General features: G+C 45.0%; 13 protein-coding genes. 11 read left to right on the top strand and 2 right to left on the bottom strand.

All coding sequences use genetic code 11. The features are described 5' to 3' along the window. Nucleotides 1-29: 29 nt before the first annotated feature. Together JKP82_RS02585 and JKP82_RS02580 are read left to right on the top strand one after the other, a co-directional pair. Nucleotides 30-2,084 carry a TonB-dependent receptor gene (locus JKP82_RS02585; RefSeq protein WP_218395732.1) on the top strand — a complete coding sequence of 685 codons (2,055 nt, stop codon included), beginning with the start codon at nucleotides 30-32 and terminating at the stop codon, nucleotides 2,082-2,084. Between the two features lie 18 nt (nucleotides 2,085-2,102). Then, complete coding sequence (locus tag JKP82_RS02580; protein WP_159528116.1) at nucleotides 2,103-3,329, top strand: PepSY-associated TM helix domain-containing protein; 1,227 nt, start codon at nucleotides 2,103-2,105, stop codon at nucleotides 3,327-3,329. Between the two features lie 48 nt (nucleotides 3,330-3,377). On the opposite strand, the gene JKP82_RS02575 is transcribed toward JKP82_RS02580, so the two are convergent. Together JKP82_RS02575 and JKP82_RS02570 are read right to left on the bottom strand one after the other, a co-directional pair. Then, a complete protein-coding gene (locus JKP82_RS02575) occupies nucleotides 3,378-4,757 on the bottom strand; it encodes a sensor histidine kinase (RefSeq protein ID WP_159528118.1) in 1,380 nt (459 codons plus the stop codon). Then, entirely contained in the window at nucleotides 4,754-5,443 is a 690-nt protein-coding gene (locus JKP82_RS02570) for a response regulator transcription factor (RefSeq protein WP_218395730.1), read from the bottom strand. The genes JKP82_RS02575 and JKP82_RS02570 overlap by 4 nt, the downstream gene beginning before the upstream one ends. A gap of 168 nt (nucleotides 5,444-5,611) precedes the next feature. Here JKP82_RS02570 and JKP82_RS02565 point away from each other — a divergent pair, with 168 nt between their 5' ends. The 9 genes from JKP82_RS02565 (at nucleotide 5,612) to JKP82_RS02525 (ending at nucleotide 15,974) form a co-directional block, all read left to right on the top strand. Next, nucleotides 5,612-6,349: an META domain-containing protein gene (locus JKP82_RS02565; protein ID WP_218395728.1), complete on the top strand. Its 738-nt coding sequence runs from the start codon at nucleotides 5,612-5,614 to the stop codon at nucleotides 6,347-6,349. Nucleotides 6,350-6,627: 278 nt separating this feature from the next. Then, a complete protein-coding gene (locus tag JKP82_RS20970; protein ID WP_220099817.1) occupies nucleotides 6,628-7,815 on the top strand; it encodes a methyl-accepting chemotaxis protein in 1,188 nt (395 codons plus the stop codon). 60 nt (nucleotides 7,816-7,875) lie between these two features. After that, nucleotides 7,876-8,241, top strand: coding sequence for a response regulator (locus tag JKP82_RS02555; RefSeq protein WP_159528124.1), 366 nt, complete (start codon nucleotides 7,876-7,878; stop codon nucleotides 8,239-8,241). 36 nt (nucleotides 8,242-8,277) lie between these two features. Next, nucleotides 8,278-10,398: a chemotaxis protein CheW gene (locus tag JKP82_RS02550; protein ID WP_218395726.1), complete on the top strand. Its 2,121-nt coding sequence runs from the start codon at nucleotides 8,278-8,280 to the stop codon at nucleotides 10,396-10,398. After that, nucleotides 10,395-10,898, top strand: coding sequence for a chemotaxis protein CheW (locus tag JKP82_RS02545; protein WP_126872400.1), 504 nt, complete (start codon nucleotides 10,395-10,397; stop codon nucleotides 10,896-10,898). The genes JKP82_RS02550 and JKP82_RS02545 overlap by 4 nt, the downstream gene beginning before the upstream one ends. A 51-nt stretch (nucleotides 10,899-10,949) precedes the next feature. Further along, nucleotides 10,950-13,475: a methyl-accepting chemotaxis protein gene (locus tag JKP82_RS02540; RefSeq protein ID WP_218395723.1), complete on the top strand. Its 2,526-nt coding sequence runs from the start codon at nucleotides 10,950-10,952 to the stop codon at nucleotides 13,473-13,475. Between the two features lie 3 nt (nucleotides 13,476-13,478). Then, the gene (locus JKP82_RS02535; protein WP_218395721.1) at nucleotides 13,479-14,309 is read left to right on the top strand and encodes a CheR family methyltransferase; all 831 of its coding nucleotides are present in this window, start codon (nucleotides 13,479-13,481) and stop codon (nucleotides 14,307-14,309) included. A gap of 14 nt (nucleotides 14,310-14,323) precedes the next feature. Further along, nucleotides 14,324-14,956 (top strand): chemoreceptor glutamine deamidase CheD, encoded by a 633-nt coding sequence (gene cheD / locus JKP82_RS02530; protein WP_159528133.1) that lies wholly within the window; start codon nucleotides 14,324-14,326, stop codon nucleotides 14,954-14,956. Next, a complete protein-coding gene (locus JKP82_RS02525) occupies nucleotides 14,928-15,974 on the top strand; it encodes a protein-glutamate methylesterase/protein-glutamine glutaminase (protein ID WP_159528135.1) in 1,047 nt (348 codons plus the stop codon). Before cheD ends, JKP82_RS02525 begins: the two co-directional genes overlap by 29 nt. The last annotated feature ends 46 nt before the right edge of the window (nucleotides 15,975-16,020 follow it).

Genomic DNA, 16,020 nt, shown 5'->3' with positions numbered 1-16,020 from the left:
AATAACTAAACATTTAACTGGAGCTTTCCTTGAAAAAACTAGTGTTCATTGGTGCGGTTTGCACACTGTCCAGCGCGTTTTCCTATGCGCAAACGCAAGAGACTGACGAAACTACTTCTGTCGCGACAGACACTGTCGAAAAAATTTCGGTGGTAGGTGCTACAACAAACCTAAGCATTACTGCTGAAGACATCGAGCAATACCAAGCTAATGATCTCGCTGATATATTTCGCTACTCGCCTTCAATTAGTGTTGGTGGTTCGGTAGGGGTTGCACAAAAGATATATATCCGTGGGCTAGAAGATGCTTACTTAAATGTTACCGTTGATGGTGCGCAGCAAACCTCCACACTGTTCCATCACATTGGCCGTGTCACCATTGACCCTGATTTACTGCAGCAAATTGATGTACAAGCAGGGGCTGGTGAAGCCACCAGTGGCCCAGGCGCAATTGGTGGTTCAATTCGCTTTAAAACCAAAGATGCCGACGACCTTTTAGTTGAAGGCGAGCAATTTGGTGGCCGTGTTAAAGCAAGCTACTTTTCAAACGACGGTACGCGCTATAGCGGCAGCCTTTACGGCAAGCTAAGCGATACATGGGGCGTGTTGGGTTATTACAGCACGGTAGATCGCGACGATATGGAAGATGGCGACGGTAACGAAATTTACGGTACCGCGGCCGATCAAGACATGTTGTTTCTTAAAGCCAGTGGCGATATTGCTGAAAATCACTATTTGTCGTTAAGTGTTGAGCAACGTGACGAAGAAGGTGAATTCTCTGCCCGCCCGAACTGGGTAGTATTAGAAGGCGCAGCACTTTATCCAAGTGAAGCACAGCGTGATACCTATGTAGCAAACTACCGTTTCGCGCACAGCGATATGGTGTATTTAGAAGCGACAGCCTATCAAACCGACTCTTCATTTCAAGGTGGCCGTTTTAATTGGTTAGCTGAAATAGATACTTACGGTTTCGATATTCGCAATACCAGCGAAACGGCAAAGCATAAGTTTGTATACGGGGTAGATTATCGTAGTGATGAAGTTACAAGTGGTTCAGCTGGTGGTACAACAGATAACGCAGAAGAAAGCAGCGTAATGGGTATATACGCACAGGGTTACAGCGACGTTACTCCTGAACTATTGCTTAGCTACGGTGTGCGCTACGACGATTATGATTTCCAACAACGCATATTGCTTGAAGAGTATTACGGTACACCGGTTACTGACAGCGAAGCGTCGTTAGACGATTCTGAACTAAGCTTCAATGTGGGTGTTGCTTACCAACTTAATGAATCATGGACCTTAGGGTTAGGTTATGCTGAAGCTGCCAGAGGAAAAGAAATTGGCGATGGTTTTACTATCGACGGTTATCTTTACGATGGCTCAGACATTCCTGTAGTGGCTGATGATCTTGTACCCGAAACAGTACAAAACATTGAAGCTTCTATTGAATACAGTGCGAATAACTTAAATGCGAAATTAAGCGTTTATAACTCAACCCTAGATGATGTGATTTTTGAAGGTTACGAAGGAAACTCTGTCTTCAATAACATCGGTAGCGTGGAAAGCAGCGGTATTGAATTCGACCTTGCCTATCGCGTAGATTCATTCGACTTTTTCTTTGGTTTCTCAACTGCTGATAGTGAACTTGACCCAAGAGATGGTATTTACAACGTAGACTACTCGTCAATTGATCTGAACGGATATGAGTTTGTGGGTTTAGGTAATAGCCGCGGCGATACTTTAGTGGTTGGCGTAGATTACACGGTTAACGCCGATATTAGCGTTGGTACGAGTATTAGGCAGGTTAGGTCTATTGATATTGATACCTTGCATCAAGCGGTTGATTTGGGTTGGACAGACAGTTTGTATAGCCTAAACAAACCAAGCTACACCCTTGTTGACTTGTATGGTGAGTGGCAGGCCACAAGCAATATTCTTGTAAACTTAGCTGTGTCTAACTTGTTCGATGAGCAATACATCGACCATTCAAGCGTGGGTGACTACAGCGAAGTATTTGGCACTGTTATAGGCCCTCATGAAGCAGGTAGAGATATTAGACTATCAGTGACCTACGACTTTTAGTATTAGGTCATTAACTTAATGGTAGCTAAAACGATAAAAAAGTGGGTCTTTTGGGCCCATCTTATTGCCGGCTTAATTGCCGGCATATTTGTTTTGTGTATGTCCTTTACGGGTGTATTACTGACTTATGAACGGCAAATCGTAGAGTTCAGTGAAAGGCTGCACGATGTAGATCCTGAAAACACAAATACGACACCTACCAAACAAAAAAACGCGCTCATTAGCACTGACGTCAGCACTGGCACCAGTCCTCGCACCAGTAGTCGCATCAGCACCGATGAAGTGGTGTCGATACTGCAAACGCTTAAACCTAATGATCCACATATTTATGTTCGCTGGGTAAACCGCGAAGGCGCGGCTATTCCGGCATGGGCTGGGCGGCACAGCTTTTTACTACACCCTTATACCGGCGAAATTCTTCGTGAAGGCGAGGGCATGGTGGGGGAGTTTTTCCATGTGGTCACCGACTTTCATCGTTATTTATCCCTTGCGGGCGACTATCGTGCGGTGGGTAAAAACATCACAGCGTATGCCAACTTAATATTCCTCTTTCTAATCGTAAGTGGCCTATATTTATGGTTGCCTAAGCGTTTAAACCTAAGGGCCTTAAAACAGCAGTTTTTATTACCCAAAACCTACCGAAATTCTTATCACCGAAATCGGCAGTGGCACTTCGTCTTCGGTATCTGGTGTTTAATACCGTTGTTTGTTATCGCGTTAACTGCCACTATTTTTCATTTCGATTGGGCTAATAAAGCCATATACGGTGCGTTCGGTGAAAGTGTACCTGCCCGCGAGCAGCATGAGGAAATTACCAGTTTATCGGCTGATGAAGTGCCTTATGAAACCTTGTTTAAGTCAGCCCAGCAACATGCTAATGCCAATGAGTACGAAGATTGGTATTCAATGTGGATGGAAATAGGTGAAGATATTCATGAAGCCCGTTTCTTCATTGATAAAAGCATAGGGCATAGGCAAGAACTCGCATATTCGCTGTTTTTCGATACCCGAACAGGCAAAGTAACCAAGGTGCTAAGAAAGCAAGATTGGTCTCTTGGTGGCCAAGCTTGGGGCACGGCGCGTTTTCTACATACCGGTGAATACTTTGGGGTTATCGGTCAAACCGTGGCAGGGCTGGTGTCATTGCTTGCTTGTGTGCTGGTGTATACCGGCATTGTGTTGGCGTGGCGCAGATTAGTCAGCGAGCCCAAACGGTTGCGCCAAAACGCTGAATTAACAGTTTAAGGATAGGCCGATATACGGGTACTTGTGAACATTCGCGGGCTGTAACGGTTATGAGGCTGGTAATTCAATTTGAATTTTTAGCCCGCTGCGCTGGCTGGCGACGTCAGTATAATTTTGAGCTTTAATGGTGCCGCCCACGGCTTCAATTTGCCGGTGGGCTAACGCCAAACCTAAACCAAAACCAGTGCTTTGCGACGTATCTATTCGTTCGCCTTTGGATACTCTGGCTTTATCTACTCGAAAGAACGGCTTAAAGATATCTCCAAGCATATGTTCAGGCACACCGGGGCCATTGTCTTTTACACAGAGTTGGTAGCCCTTATCGGAGCTTGTGAGCAGCACTTCTACTTCCGACGTCTCAGGCGTATGGCGTAATGCGTTTCGAATTATATTTTCTATCGCTTGGCCTAGCGCGATTTGGCTGCTTTGGGTAAGCGGCGCTTTTTCAGGTAGCCGACTAATGAGGTTTTTGTCGGGGTATTCAAAGCGGGCGTCTTCGCAAATAACGTGTATTAATTCAACCAAATCGAAGTCTTCAGCATTGAGCTGTGGAGACTCGGTATTTAACCAAGCGAGGGTAAGCGTATCTTCCACCAAGCTGCGCATGGTAGAGGCTTCGTAGCGAAGTCGCTCTATTGCTTGTTGTGGATTAATTTGCTGCTCTACAAAATCAACCGCCATATCTATACGTGTTAAAGGCGTACGTAACTCATGAGAGAGGTCGGCGAGCAACTGGCGTTGATTATAAATAAGTTTGCTGGTTCTATCGGCCATCTTATCGAACGTAACCGCTAGGCGAGTAAGTTCGTCGTTACGGTCAAGCAAAGAGGCATTCGTTCTTACATCGTGATGGCCGTCACTGAAGGCTTTGGTGACGTTTTCTAGCTTACGCAAAGGTGACATCACGTGGCGGTATAACACCAAACTCAATACGCACAGCAATATTAACGGCAATGCAATTTGCAGGAGGGCATTGGCATACAACAACATAGCACCTGGGCGCATACGCTGAGGTAGTTCAATTAACAGGTGGGTGTCGGCGTCGGCAAAAGGGATCTCCATCACGGGGTTTTGCTGAAAATATAAATGTATTTTCCACTCCACACTTCTTCCATATTGAAAGCGGTCGAAAAAGGGTTTGTAGATAGTTGAGCCAGCCAGTGGCGTAATATCTGAACTGACCACGCCTGCCCAAGTACGCTCTTTTTCTTGAAGCATCTTAAGCCAAACCGACAGGGCATCTTCGCCTTCATTATTCCAAATTTCATCGGCTTCTTTTCCGTAATCCAACAATTGCTGCTGATGTTCATCAGCAATAAAGCTCATGCTAGATTCGGTGTGATTAGTTAGCCAGTCTATGGCCCAGAAAAGTAGAACCGTCCCTACGCCAATAACGGTACACATTCGCCAGAAAAGGGTGTATTTCACGAGAAGCGATAGCCTTTGCCATGCAAGGTAGAGAGCCTTTCTGGCGGCATACCTGCTTCTACTAATTTTTTACGTACGCGACTAATATGCATGTCTAAACTTCTATCATAACGGCTGAATGGCCTGTTAAGTACGCTTTGGTATAAGAAGGCTTTGGTCATGACTTCATGGTGGTTTTCAAGTAGTACCCACAGTAATTTAAACTGAATTGGGGTGAGTTCTACAGCGCTCTCAGAATAGCGAACATCTTGCTTAATTCGGTTAAGTTTGAGCTCATCAATGATAAACTGTGAGGTTTGTTTCGGTGGGGTGGTGTCTCGCTGGCTCCGACGTAGCAAAGCCTCTATCCTAAGCATCATTTCTGTGAAGTTAAAGGGCTTGGGTAAATAGTCATCTGCGCCTTTTCTATAGCCTTCAATGCGCTCTTGTTCAGCGCCGCTGGCGGTAATCATCATTACCGGAGTATGCTTAACTTTTCGAATTTGATTCAAAACTGCCAAGCCATTGAGCGAAGGCAATAAGATATCGAGTAAAATGAGATCGAAACTTTCCTGCAGCGCTGCCAACAAGCCTTTCTGGCCATCTAAGCACTGCGTGGTGGTAAACCCTTTTTGTTTTAGCAACCTAGCCACCTGATCACTAAGGGTTATATCATCTTCTATTATTAAAATGCGAGCGGCAGACATAATATGTACCAAGGTTGTGAGTCTATATGCTATTGATAATTGTTCTTATTTGCAAGTTGATTGACGTATCACTTTCAAACTTTGCGCATTTTTGCTACTTTCAGCCCACATTCCGCAACATAGTACACCCGTTATTTTATCTTCAATTTAAAACGGCAAGGATTAGTAATGGCCTCTCATTTTTATAATTCACTTTTTATCGTATTGAGTCTGCTTTTTATCATCACTGGTTGTAGTCATAACGCTAGTCACACCTCCTCAGACGCGGCCTCAGTGAGCAAAGAAGAATCTGCAACTACCCTAACTGGTACCTGGCAGGTGGAAAGCATCGACAAGGGCGGCATTATCGATAGCAGTATGCTGACTGTCGAGCTGGTAACAAAAAATAGAATTTCCGGTTTTACTGGTTGTAATCAATTTTCGGGCATACTTAATGTAAAAGCGGGTGGATTAGCAGAAGGTGAGTTCTCAACGTCTAAATTGGTAACGACTCGCCGCGCTTGTGTAGCTGCCATGTCAGCTCAAGAAAAGCGCTTCGTGAAAGCGTTAGAAACGGCAAGCCGTTATGAAATTCAAAAGGGCACGTGGTTGGTAATATACGATAACGACGGTAAGCAAAGACTTAAGTTAATTAGCATGTCCGCACAAGAAACGGCGAAGAATGAAAAAATGGACGCCGCTACCACAGGAACGCATCAGTTTAATTGTGCGACAGCTGGAAACATCGAGGTGCGCTTTTTGGGCCCAGAAACAATAAAGCTATCTGAAAATGGTAATATTCATATATTGCAGCGCGCCCGTTCAGCCTCAGGTGCACGTTACATCGGTATGAATACAGAATTTTGGAACAAAGGGAATTCAGCCGTTCTTAGCCTTCAAAATCAATCTTACTCCTGCAATAAGTAATTGAACTATGCCATTTGAGTTTATATTTACACTTCACCACCTTTTATAGGTTTTTTTGCACATATAGCAGTTTTTCGCATCTCGTTACTTGCCAACTTTCCAAATTGAGTACTACGCTTAGTCCATATTGTAACCAACAATGACTAACGCGTTGCCTATTTACTCTTCATCAAAATAAAGAGTAAGTACCTTTATGACATTGAACACACGTCATGCATATTTCACTCGGTTAAGCGTTGAGTGATGAAGGAGTAGTGGCAGGGTATAAGGAGATCCTTTTGCATTCAAACGTGGAAAGTTCATCTACACACTCACAAAGTAGCGCTAACCTCTATGTAGTTGGCGTAGCGGCAGGGCTGTTGGCGTCTTGGGCTCTGTTCTTTTTAGGCTCAGCGCTTTTTGGCTTTATTCTGCTAACGGCAGTACTAATAGGCTTTGTTGCTTATGTATCAAGTAAAACAGCGTCAGGTGATACCAAATCCTCTATCGAAGAAACACATTCCAGCACGGCTTATGTTGAAGATAATATTGCATTAGCAGGGGGAGAAATTGCCCATTCATTATCAATATGTGAGGGAAATCTGGCCTCTATTAAAACAACCCAAGATGATGCGGTTGTTACCCTTAGTCAAGCATTTACCAGTTTAAAAGACTTAGTAGCAGCGCAGGTTAATTGTATTGATGCCTTGCTCAGCGTCGATGCTTCAAACAATACCGCTTACTCAGATAAAATGCGCAATTTTGCTCAAGATACCGATAGCACCCTTGTGAGTTTTATCGATTCCACTGAAAAAATGTCGTCTTCAACGCAGCATTTAATGGGCCAAGTACAAACCATTCAACAAGCGATGCCTACGGTTATCGATGCCCTTAGTGGAATAGACGATATTTCAGCCCAAACCAATTTGTTAGCTTTAAACGCAGCTATTGAAGCGGCGCGAGCCGGTGAAGCGGGAAGAGGCTTTGCCGTGGTGGCCGATGAAGTGAGGGCTCTGTCTACCCGCTCGACCCAGTTTAGTGATGTTATTAAGAAGCAGGTAGAAAATATTAAAGGCTTGGTTGATAAGCTCACCGAAACCGCCGAATTCGTTGCTTCTCAAGACATTTCCCACGTGGTTGAAGCCAAAGATCATATCAGTAAAGAACTAAAAGATATTATTCGCAAAGCAGAATCAGACCAGGTTACTACCAAGCAACTAGAGGGTATTGGGCAACAACTAGATGATGCAATCAATAACGCGATAAGAGGCATGCAGTTTGGCGATATAAATGGCCAGCACATTGATTACACGAAAGATATTGTAAAATTTATTATCGAGCGACTCCAACAACTAGAGCCTGATAATTTGGAAGCGTTTGCGTCTGAATTGAAGGCTTACCAACAAGCGCTTGCCCAACGAGGAAAAACCGACCACAACCCAGTTTCTGCAACATCCATGCAGTCGGGAGAGGTAGAGTTATTCTAGGGTACAAAGGATTTTTACATCAAAAAGTTATTACTTTTAAGCTGTTAGGGAATAGAAAGTATGAGCAAGCATATTTTAGTAGTCGACGATTCTATATCAATTCGTCAAATGGTCGAGATGACCTTAAAAGGGGCTGGATATACAGTTACCACCGCACAAGATGGTCAAGAAGCACTGGATAAATGTAAATCTCAGCAATTTGGATTTGTATTGACCGACCAAAACATGCCCCGCATGGACGGTTTAACACTCATCAAAAACTTGCGTAGCTTAAACGGTTTCAATCGCACGCCTATTGTTATGCTGACCACTGAAGCGGGCCCAGAGATGAAAGCGAAGGGGAAAGCAGCGGGTGCCACGGGTTGGATGGTGAAACCTTTCGATCCTAATAAGTTATTGGATGTGACAAAGCGCGTTTTGGGCTAATCCTTTTCACATTTTACCTGTCTGGAAGGATTCAGAATGAGCATCGATATTGAGCAATTTCATGGCGTGTTCTTTGACGAGAGCGATGAGCATCTCGACGACATGGAACAACTGCTAATTAGCCTTGATGTAGACTCGCCTGACTCGGAAGAACTCAACAGTATTTTCCGCGCAGCCCATTCTATTAAAGGGGGAAGTGGCATTTTTGGCTTCAACGCCTTAATGAACCTTACTCATGTAATGGAAAACTTGTTAGATAAGGCCCGCAATCAAGAGCTATCTGTTACCACCAATATAGTTAACTTATTGCTTGAAACCCTAGATGTATTGAAAGCGACGTTAGCGGCCTATCGCAATCAAGTAGATGTGCCAGAACAGGCTATTGCAGTTAGTATTACCAAACTAGAAAAGGCGCTAACAGAAACCCAAGAAACAACAGCACCCGATACCAATATTGAGACTTCCAACCATCAGAATGTCGATAGCGGTAACGGCTTCGACAATGGCAACGATAGTACACATAGCGACAGCGGCGACGCCTTTGGCTTTTTTGATGATGAGCCAGACACGCACATAGGTACCAGCCAGCAGAGCGCGAACACCGACAGCGAATTGTCGACACAAACTGATGATGGTTTTGGGTTCTTTGATGATACGCCCAGCGAAACAACGGCTAGCGTGGAAGACGACGGCTTCGGCTTTTTCGATGAACCAGAAGTACCCGTAATTAAGTCACTAGCCAGTGACGATAGCTTTGGTTTTTTCGACACTGCAGATATCCCCCCACCAAACGTAAAAGCGAATGATTCCGTGGGCACACAGTCGGCTGCGTCACCTGTGCAGAGCTCGCCGGTTCCAACTAATGCCATACAGAGCTCTGTCGCACCAGATACTGCTGCAAATAAATCCACCTCGCCACCGCCCAGTATTTCAAAGTCGCCAGCCAGACCCGCTAGAAAAACCGGTGGACGAGACAGTGCCTCTATTCGAGTAGATACCGGTAAAATAGATGCCATGGTCAACCTCGTTGGTGAACTTGTTATTACCCAGTCTATGTTGTCCCTGATTGGGCAGGAAGTGGATGGGCAGGTAGGCGAGCGTTTGCAAGTAGCGATAGACGAGTTACAGCGCAACACTCGTGAAATTCAAGAGTCGGTAATGTCGGTCAGAATGTTACCGCTGACAGCTACATTCAATCGCTTTCCTAGGCTAGTTCGTGATTTGGCTGGCAAGCTAGACAAAAAAGTAGATTTAGTCTTACAGGGCGCTCACACAGAAATCGATAAAAGCCTGATTGAAAAGCTTGTCGACCCGTTAACGCATTTGGTTAGAAACAGTATCGATCATGGTATTGAGTTGCCCGAAAAGCGACGTGCCGCCGGTAAGTCAGAAATGGGCACCGTGATATTAGGCGCTGAGCAAAAAGGCGGCAGTATTATTATCAGTATTATCGATGATGGCGGCGGGCTGAACCGGGCGCGTATTTTAGATAAAGCACGCACAAATGGATTAGCCGTTAACGATGACATACCAGACAGCGAAGTATGGCAGCTTATCTTTCAAGCCGGTTTTTCAACTGCCGAAGCGGTAACCGATGTGTCTGGCCGTGGTGTGGGTATGGATGTGGTACGGCGGAATATTGAAGCCATTGGTGGGCGTATTGAAATAGAGTCTTCATTAGGAGAGGGCTCGGGCTTTTTCATACATTTACCGCTCACCCTCGCTATTGTTGATGGCATGTGCGTGTCGGTGGGAAGTCAGATTTTTGTAATACCGTTGCTCAACATTGTGGAGTCTTTTCAACCCACAGCCAGTCAACTTAAAACCTTGGGCAACGATACGGTACTTTATATACGCGACCAATACTGGCCCCTCGTCCCTCTTCACGACTATATGGATGTAGAAAACGCCAACCGTAAACCCACCGAAGCCATTGTTGTATTACTTGAAAGCAGTAAGAAGCGCTTCGGAGTACTTGTAGATGCCTTAGTTGGTCAGCAACAAGTGGTAATAAAAAGTTTAGAAGATCACTACCGAAAAGTAGCCGGAATTGCAGGCGCTACCATCATGGGCGACGGAAAAGTTGCACTCATTATTGATGCCGACTCTATCGCAACTACTTATACCTCAAGTCAAATAGAGGACATGCTCGCATGAGTGATACCGCATTACATCAGGCTGTTATCGGGGGCGATGACAAGGAATATCTAAGCTTTGTGCTTGCCGATGAGCACTACGCTTTAGATATCAAAACCGTGAAAGAAATTCGTGGCTATGAGCAAGTCACTAAAATTGCAAATGCGCCAGCGTTTATCAAAGGGGTAATCAATTTGCGAGGGGACATTGTACCTATTGTAGATTTACGCCTTAAATTCAACGTTGGCGAAGCCACTTATACCGAATTTACCATCGTGATTATGCTCAATATACAAGATCGCATTGTGGGCATTGTGGTAGATGGCGTATCGGATGTTATTCGGTTAATGGAAGACCAAATTCTAGCTCCGCCTGAATTTGGTGTGGCTTTTGACAGCCGGTACTTGCATGGGTTAGCAGATGTAGATGGTCAGATGGTTATTCTGGTGAATATTGAAAGCCTTATCACCAGCGAAGAAATGGGCTTAGTTGCTCCCCAAAGCGTTAACGAAGACGCGTAACAACTAAGACGGTAACGGTAAAAAATTTCGCAAATTTAGGATGAACTGGTTATGGGCGTGTTTAACTTTCTCAACAATGATGAGCTTAAAGCTGCACAGCACGAGGCGCAGCTAAAAACGCAAATTCTCGATGCAAGCACCGCAAGCATTATGGTAATTGATGGCGCGGGTAATATTGTATATCACAACCCCGCTTTTTTAGCGTTGGCGCAACAATACCCTGATGATTTTGGTGGCCATGCTGCTTTGAAGGGGCAGAATTTGTCGACGACCGTAAAGGGAAATACCCAACTTCTGAATGACATTTTGCAGTGCCGTGAAGCAAGCCTATATGCACAATTGGCCCAGACCGCATTTACTCTTAATATTACCGCGCTTAGCGCGTCAAGCTCAGATCCAGCGCAGTATGTTGTGCAATGGAGCGATAACGAACAGGAAGATCAGCGCGAGGGTATGGTTAATGCCATTAACCGAAGCCAAGCGGTTATTCTTTTTTCTCCCGACGGCAATATTGTTAAAGCAAATGAAAACTTTCTATCTGCCATGGGGTATTCAGAAAGCGAAATTAAAGGTAAGCATCACAGCCTGTTTGTCACTCGTGAATACGCCAGTAGCCAAGAATATAAAGATTTTTGGTCAGTATTGCGAAGCGGTGAAGCACACAGCGGTGAGTTTTGCCGAGTAAATAACAAGGGCGAAGACGTTTGGATCCAAGCTTCTTATAACCCTATTTTTGATCACAATGGCGAGGTTATCGCTATTGTAAAATTTGCTATTGATATTACCGCTGAGAAAAAGCAAAACGCCGATTATGAAGGGCAAATTAACGCGATTAGTAAGTCTCAAGCCGTTATTGAATTCGACTTACAAGGCAATATTCTAACCGCGAATAATAACTTTCTTAGTGTGATGGGGTATTCCTTAGAGGAAATCAAAGGAAAGCATCACAGTACGTTCGTGGAAAAAGAGGTAAAACTTAGCCCTGAATACGCTGCATTCTGGAAAGATTTGCAAGCAGGTAATTATCGAACAGGTGAATTTAAAAGGTTAGGCAAAGGGGGCAGTGAAATTTGGATCCAAGCTTCTTATAACCCTATTTTAGACAGCAACGGGCAACCTTTTAAGGTTGTGAAATTCGCCACTGATATTACCGCAGAAAAAGCTAAGAACGCTTACTTCGAAGGGCAACTAACCGCTATTAGTAAATCTCAAGCGGTTATCGAATTTGATTTAGACGGCGTGATTTTAGATGCCAACAGTAATTTCTTATCGGCACTTGGTTACACCCTAGATGAAGTGAAAGGAAAGCATCACAGCATATTCGTAGAGGCTGCTTACAAAAATAGCCCAGAATACGCGGCGTTTTGGGAACAACTACGCAAGGGGGTTTACGCCAGTGGCGAATACAAGCGTATTAGCAAATTAGGCAATGCGGTTTATATTCAGGCCTCTTATAACCCCATATTAGACCAAAACGGCAAACCGTTTAGGGTAGTGAAGTACGCCACCGATATTACGGGGCGCACGGTTGCGGTAGACAGCATTAAAACCGTGATGTCTAAGCTTACCGAAGGCGATTTATTGCATAACATTGAAGAGCCGCTAGATGGCGACTTTAAAGTACTTGGCGAGTCAATCAATCAATTCGTGGATGAACTACGCGACACCATCATCAAAATTCACGATGCGGTGGAAACTATTGATACTGCTTCTAATGAAATTGCGACAGGAAATGCCGACCTATCAAGTCGAACCGAGCAGCAAGCGTCTAGCCTAGAAGAAACGGCATCGGCCATGGAAGAGCTCACAGGTACGGTAAAACTGAATGCGGAAAATGCTGACCAAGCGAAAGGCTTGGCCAGTCAGGCATCTGATGTGGCATCAGAAGGCGGAAAGGTAATTGAAAAAGTGGTTCACACCATGGGGGAAATCAACGATTCGGCCCAGCGCATATCTGACATTATTGGTGTTATTGACGGCATTGCATTTCAAACCAACATATTAGCTCTAAACGCCGCAGTAGAAGCGGCGCGAGCTGGCGAGCAAGGCCGTGGGTTTGCAGTAGTAGCATCGGAAGTACGCACATTAGCCCAACGCTCGGCTGAAGCGGCTAAAGATATTAAAGGGCTTATTTCAACCTCGGTAGAGAAGATTACTAACGGCAATGTGTTGGTGAATAAGTCTGGTGAAACCATGGCGGATATTGTGACGGCAATTAAGCGGGTGAACGATATTATGTCAGAAATTGCCGCGGCAAGCTCCGAGCAAGCCACCGGTATTCAAGAGGTAAACAACGCTGTTGTGCAAATGGATGAAATGACACAACAAAATGCAGCACTTGTAGAAGAAGCGGCAGCCGCCGCAGACAGTATGAGGCAGCAGTCTGGGCAATTAGCACAGCGGGTAGCTGTATTTAAAGTGGGGCAACAGAGCTTTAGTTCAGCCTCTACGTCATCGAATAGCATGGCATCGTTTCCTACATCTTCTCCAAGAGCGATATCGGGGCCTGGGCCTTCTAAGCCAAGAGTATCGTTAAACCCAATGTCGCCGGATGAAGCAGAATGGGAGGCCTTTTAGTGTATGACGGAGTTACACGAAGTAGTGGCGCAAAGGGAATTTGCCTACAGTCGGCGAGACTTCGATAGAGTTAGGCGCTTACTGTTTGAGCGTGCCGGTATTCGGCTAGCCGACTCTAAAGATGCCATGGTGTATAGCCGTTTAGCGCGGCGCTTGCGCATATTAAAATTAACCCGTTTCAATGACTACTTGGAAATGGTGGCCCACAACCACCAAGAACAAGAGCATTTTGTTAATGCGCTGACGACTAATTTAACCTCCTTCTTCAGAGAGCCTCATCATTTTGAAGCGCTTTCAACGTACTTAAAGCAGCATCCCAACACAAAACGCATTTGGTGTTCGGCCAGTAGTACGGGGGAAGAGCCTTATTCCATCGCAATGACAGTGGCCTCGGTCTTTGGCACCTTTACCCCTCCAGTGTCTATTGTTGCCACTGATATTGATAGCAGAGTGTTGCAAAAGGCGGCGTCAGGGGTTTACAGCGCTAGCGGCATTGAACAATTACCTGCTGACTATCGACAACAGTTTTTCTATAAGGGAAAGGGCACGCAGCTAGGAAAAGTGCGTGTGGCCGATGAACTGAGGCGTATGGTGCAGTTTGAAACCCTAAACCTGATGTCGCCCACATGGGAGATTGAAAGCCCAATAGATATTATTTTTTGTCGAAACGTCATGATCTACTTCGATCGAGACACTCAGCGCAAAATTCTATCCCGAATGGTTACGTTAATGACACCTGAGGGAATGTATGTAGCCGGTCATTCTGAAAATTTCACTATGTACCCCGAGTTGGTGCGGCCTATGGGTAAAACTATTTATCGGCCAGTAAATTAAAAGGGGTTAGCAGTATGAGCCAAGATGAACAACCTATCAGTTACTTCGATAACCGATTTCGAAAAGAAGCCGTTAAATTATTACCCGGGCAATACGTTGCTACCGCTTCAAATAAGGTGTTGGTTACAATTTTAGGTTCCTGTGTTGCCGCGTGTATTTACGACCCAGAAAAGAAAATTGGTGGCATGAATCATTTCATGTTGCCTGAATTGAATTTAGCCAGTGAGCTAGACAGCAATCTTGCATCTAAATACGGTGTGCATGCAATGGATATGCTTATTGATAAGCTCATTACACTAGGGGCACGAAAAGAAAAGCTAGTGGCCAAGGCCTTTGGCGGTGGCAAAGTGCTCGCTGGGTTTGTGCAACAAGATATTGGAAGAATTAACGCTGAGTTTGTTGTTAACTATTTAACCAGGGAAAACATACCTCTATTAAATAGCGACTTAATGTCAGACTACGCCCGCAAAATATACTTTTTACCCGATGAAGGTAATGTTTATATGAAGCGAATTAGAAACTTTAATAATACCAGCTTGTATGAGCGTGAATCTAACCACCGAGTGCTGCTATCTCAGCAAGCCAATCCCGATGATTTCTCGCTAACGGAGCCTGACAATGCCCATCAAAGTTCTCGTGGTAGATGACTCTGCACTTATCAGGCAGTTGTTATCTGAAATTATTAACAATGAAGCTGACATGCTTTTGGTTGGGGCGGCACCCGATGCGTTTGTAGCAAAGAAAATGGTACAAGAGTTTAAGCCTAATGTGATCACTCTAGATATTGAAATGCCTAAAGTGGATGGCTTACGTTTTTTAGAGGTCATGATGAAAGCATGCCCCACACCGGTAGTTATGGTGTCTACGTTAACGGAAAAGGGGGCGGATGCTACGCTTCGCTCGTTAGAGTTGGGGGCGGTAGATTTTGTTCCAAAACCTAAGTTAGGTGTGGTGCAAGGTATGGAAGAGTATCGGGCAGTAATAACGGAAAAAATTAGAATGGCGGCGCATTCCACACTGAGTGCGCCTACACAGTCGCGGGCGTCACAACATGCGGCCATGCGTTACACTGGCAGTGAAAAGGTAATAGGAATTGGGGCTTCTACTGGCGGCACTGAAGCGATTAAAGATGTACTCATGCATTTCCCTAGAAACGCGCCTGCCACTGTTATTACCCAGCACATGCCGCCGGGTTTTACGACAACCTACGCCCGCAGATTAAATAGCTTATGTGAAGTGGAGGTTAGTGAAGCAAAAGGCGGAGAGCGTTTATTACCTGGACATGCCTATTTAGCGCCGGGTGATAAGCACCTCGTTGTTGAGCGCAGCGGCGCAGATTATCGAATTGCCTTGTCTGATGGCCCAAGAGAGTCGGGGCACAAGCCTTCAGTAGACGTGCTTTTTAATTCATTAGCGGTTAATGCAGGGGCAAATGCTGTTGGTGTGTTGCTAACCGGTATGGGACGGGATGGTGCAAACGGATTACGGCAAATGAGACAGCAAGGAGCCACTACGTTTTGCCAAGATGAAAAAAGCTGTGTTGTATTTGGCATGCCCAAAGTGGCGATAGAATTAAATGCGGCTAGCCATGTTACGCCGCTAGCTTCGCTAGCAGATGCTATACTCGATACATTAGAGTCGATTGGCGTGGGTACTCGGCTTTAATTGGTTTTTGTTTAATCTATGTTGCCGCTAAGTTTGCACTTAGCTT

It is taken from the genome of Alteromonas lipotrueae (assembly GCF_019249215.1).
GTDB lineage: Bacteria > Pseudomonadota > Gammaproteobacteria > Enterobacterales > Alteromonadaceae > Alteromonas > Alteromonas lipotrueae.
The sequence above is the reverse complement of the archived record's forward strand: the minus strand, read 5'-3'. Positions and strand labels throughout refer to the sequence as shown.

Excerpts from the sequence above, each read along its gene's own strand:
- JKP82_RS02580 (WP_159528116.1), top strand. The coding sequence starts at position 2,103 with ATGGTAGCTAAAACGATAAAAAAGTGGGTCTTTTGGGCCCATCTTATT.
- JKP82_RS02570 (WP_218395730.1), bottom strand. The coding sequence starts at position 5,443 with ATGTCTGCCGCTCGCATTTTAATAATAGAAGATGATATAACCCTTAGT.
- JKP82_RS02565 (WP_218395728.1), top strand. The coding sequence starts at position 5,612 with ATGGCCTCTCATTTTTATAATTCACTTTTTATCGTATTGAGTCTGCTT.
- JKP82_RS02555 (WP_159528124.1), top strand. The coding sequence starts at position 7,876 with ATGAGCAAGCATATTTTAGTAGTCGACGATTCTATATCAATTCGTCAA.
- JKP82_RS02550 (WP_218395726.1), top strand. The coding sequence starts at position 8,278 with ATGAGCATCGATATTGAGCAATTTCATGGCGTGTTCTTTGACGAGAGC.
- JKP82_RS02545 (WP_126872400.1), top strand. The coding sequence starts at position 10,395 with ATGAGTGATACCGCATTACATCAGGCTGTTATCGGGGGCGATGACAAG.
- JKP82_RS02540 (WP_218395723.1), top strand. The coding sequence starts at position 10,950 with ATGGGCGTGTTTAACTTTCTCAACAATGATGAGCTTAAAGCTGCACAG.
- JKP82_RS02535 (WP_218395721.1), top strand. The coding sequence starts at position 13,479 with ATGACGGAGTTACACGAAGTAGTGGCGCAAAGGGAATTTGCCTACAGT.
- cheD (WP_159528133.1), top strand. The coding sequence starts at position 14,324 with ATGAGCCAAGATGAACAACCTATCAGTTACTTCGATAACCGATTTCGA.
- JKP82_RS02525 (WP_159528135.1), top strand. The coding sequence starts at position 14,928 with ATGCCCATCAAAGTTCTCGTGGTAGATGACTCTGCACTTATCAGGCAG.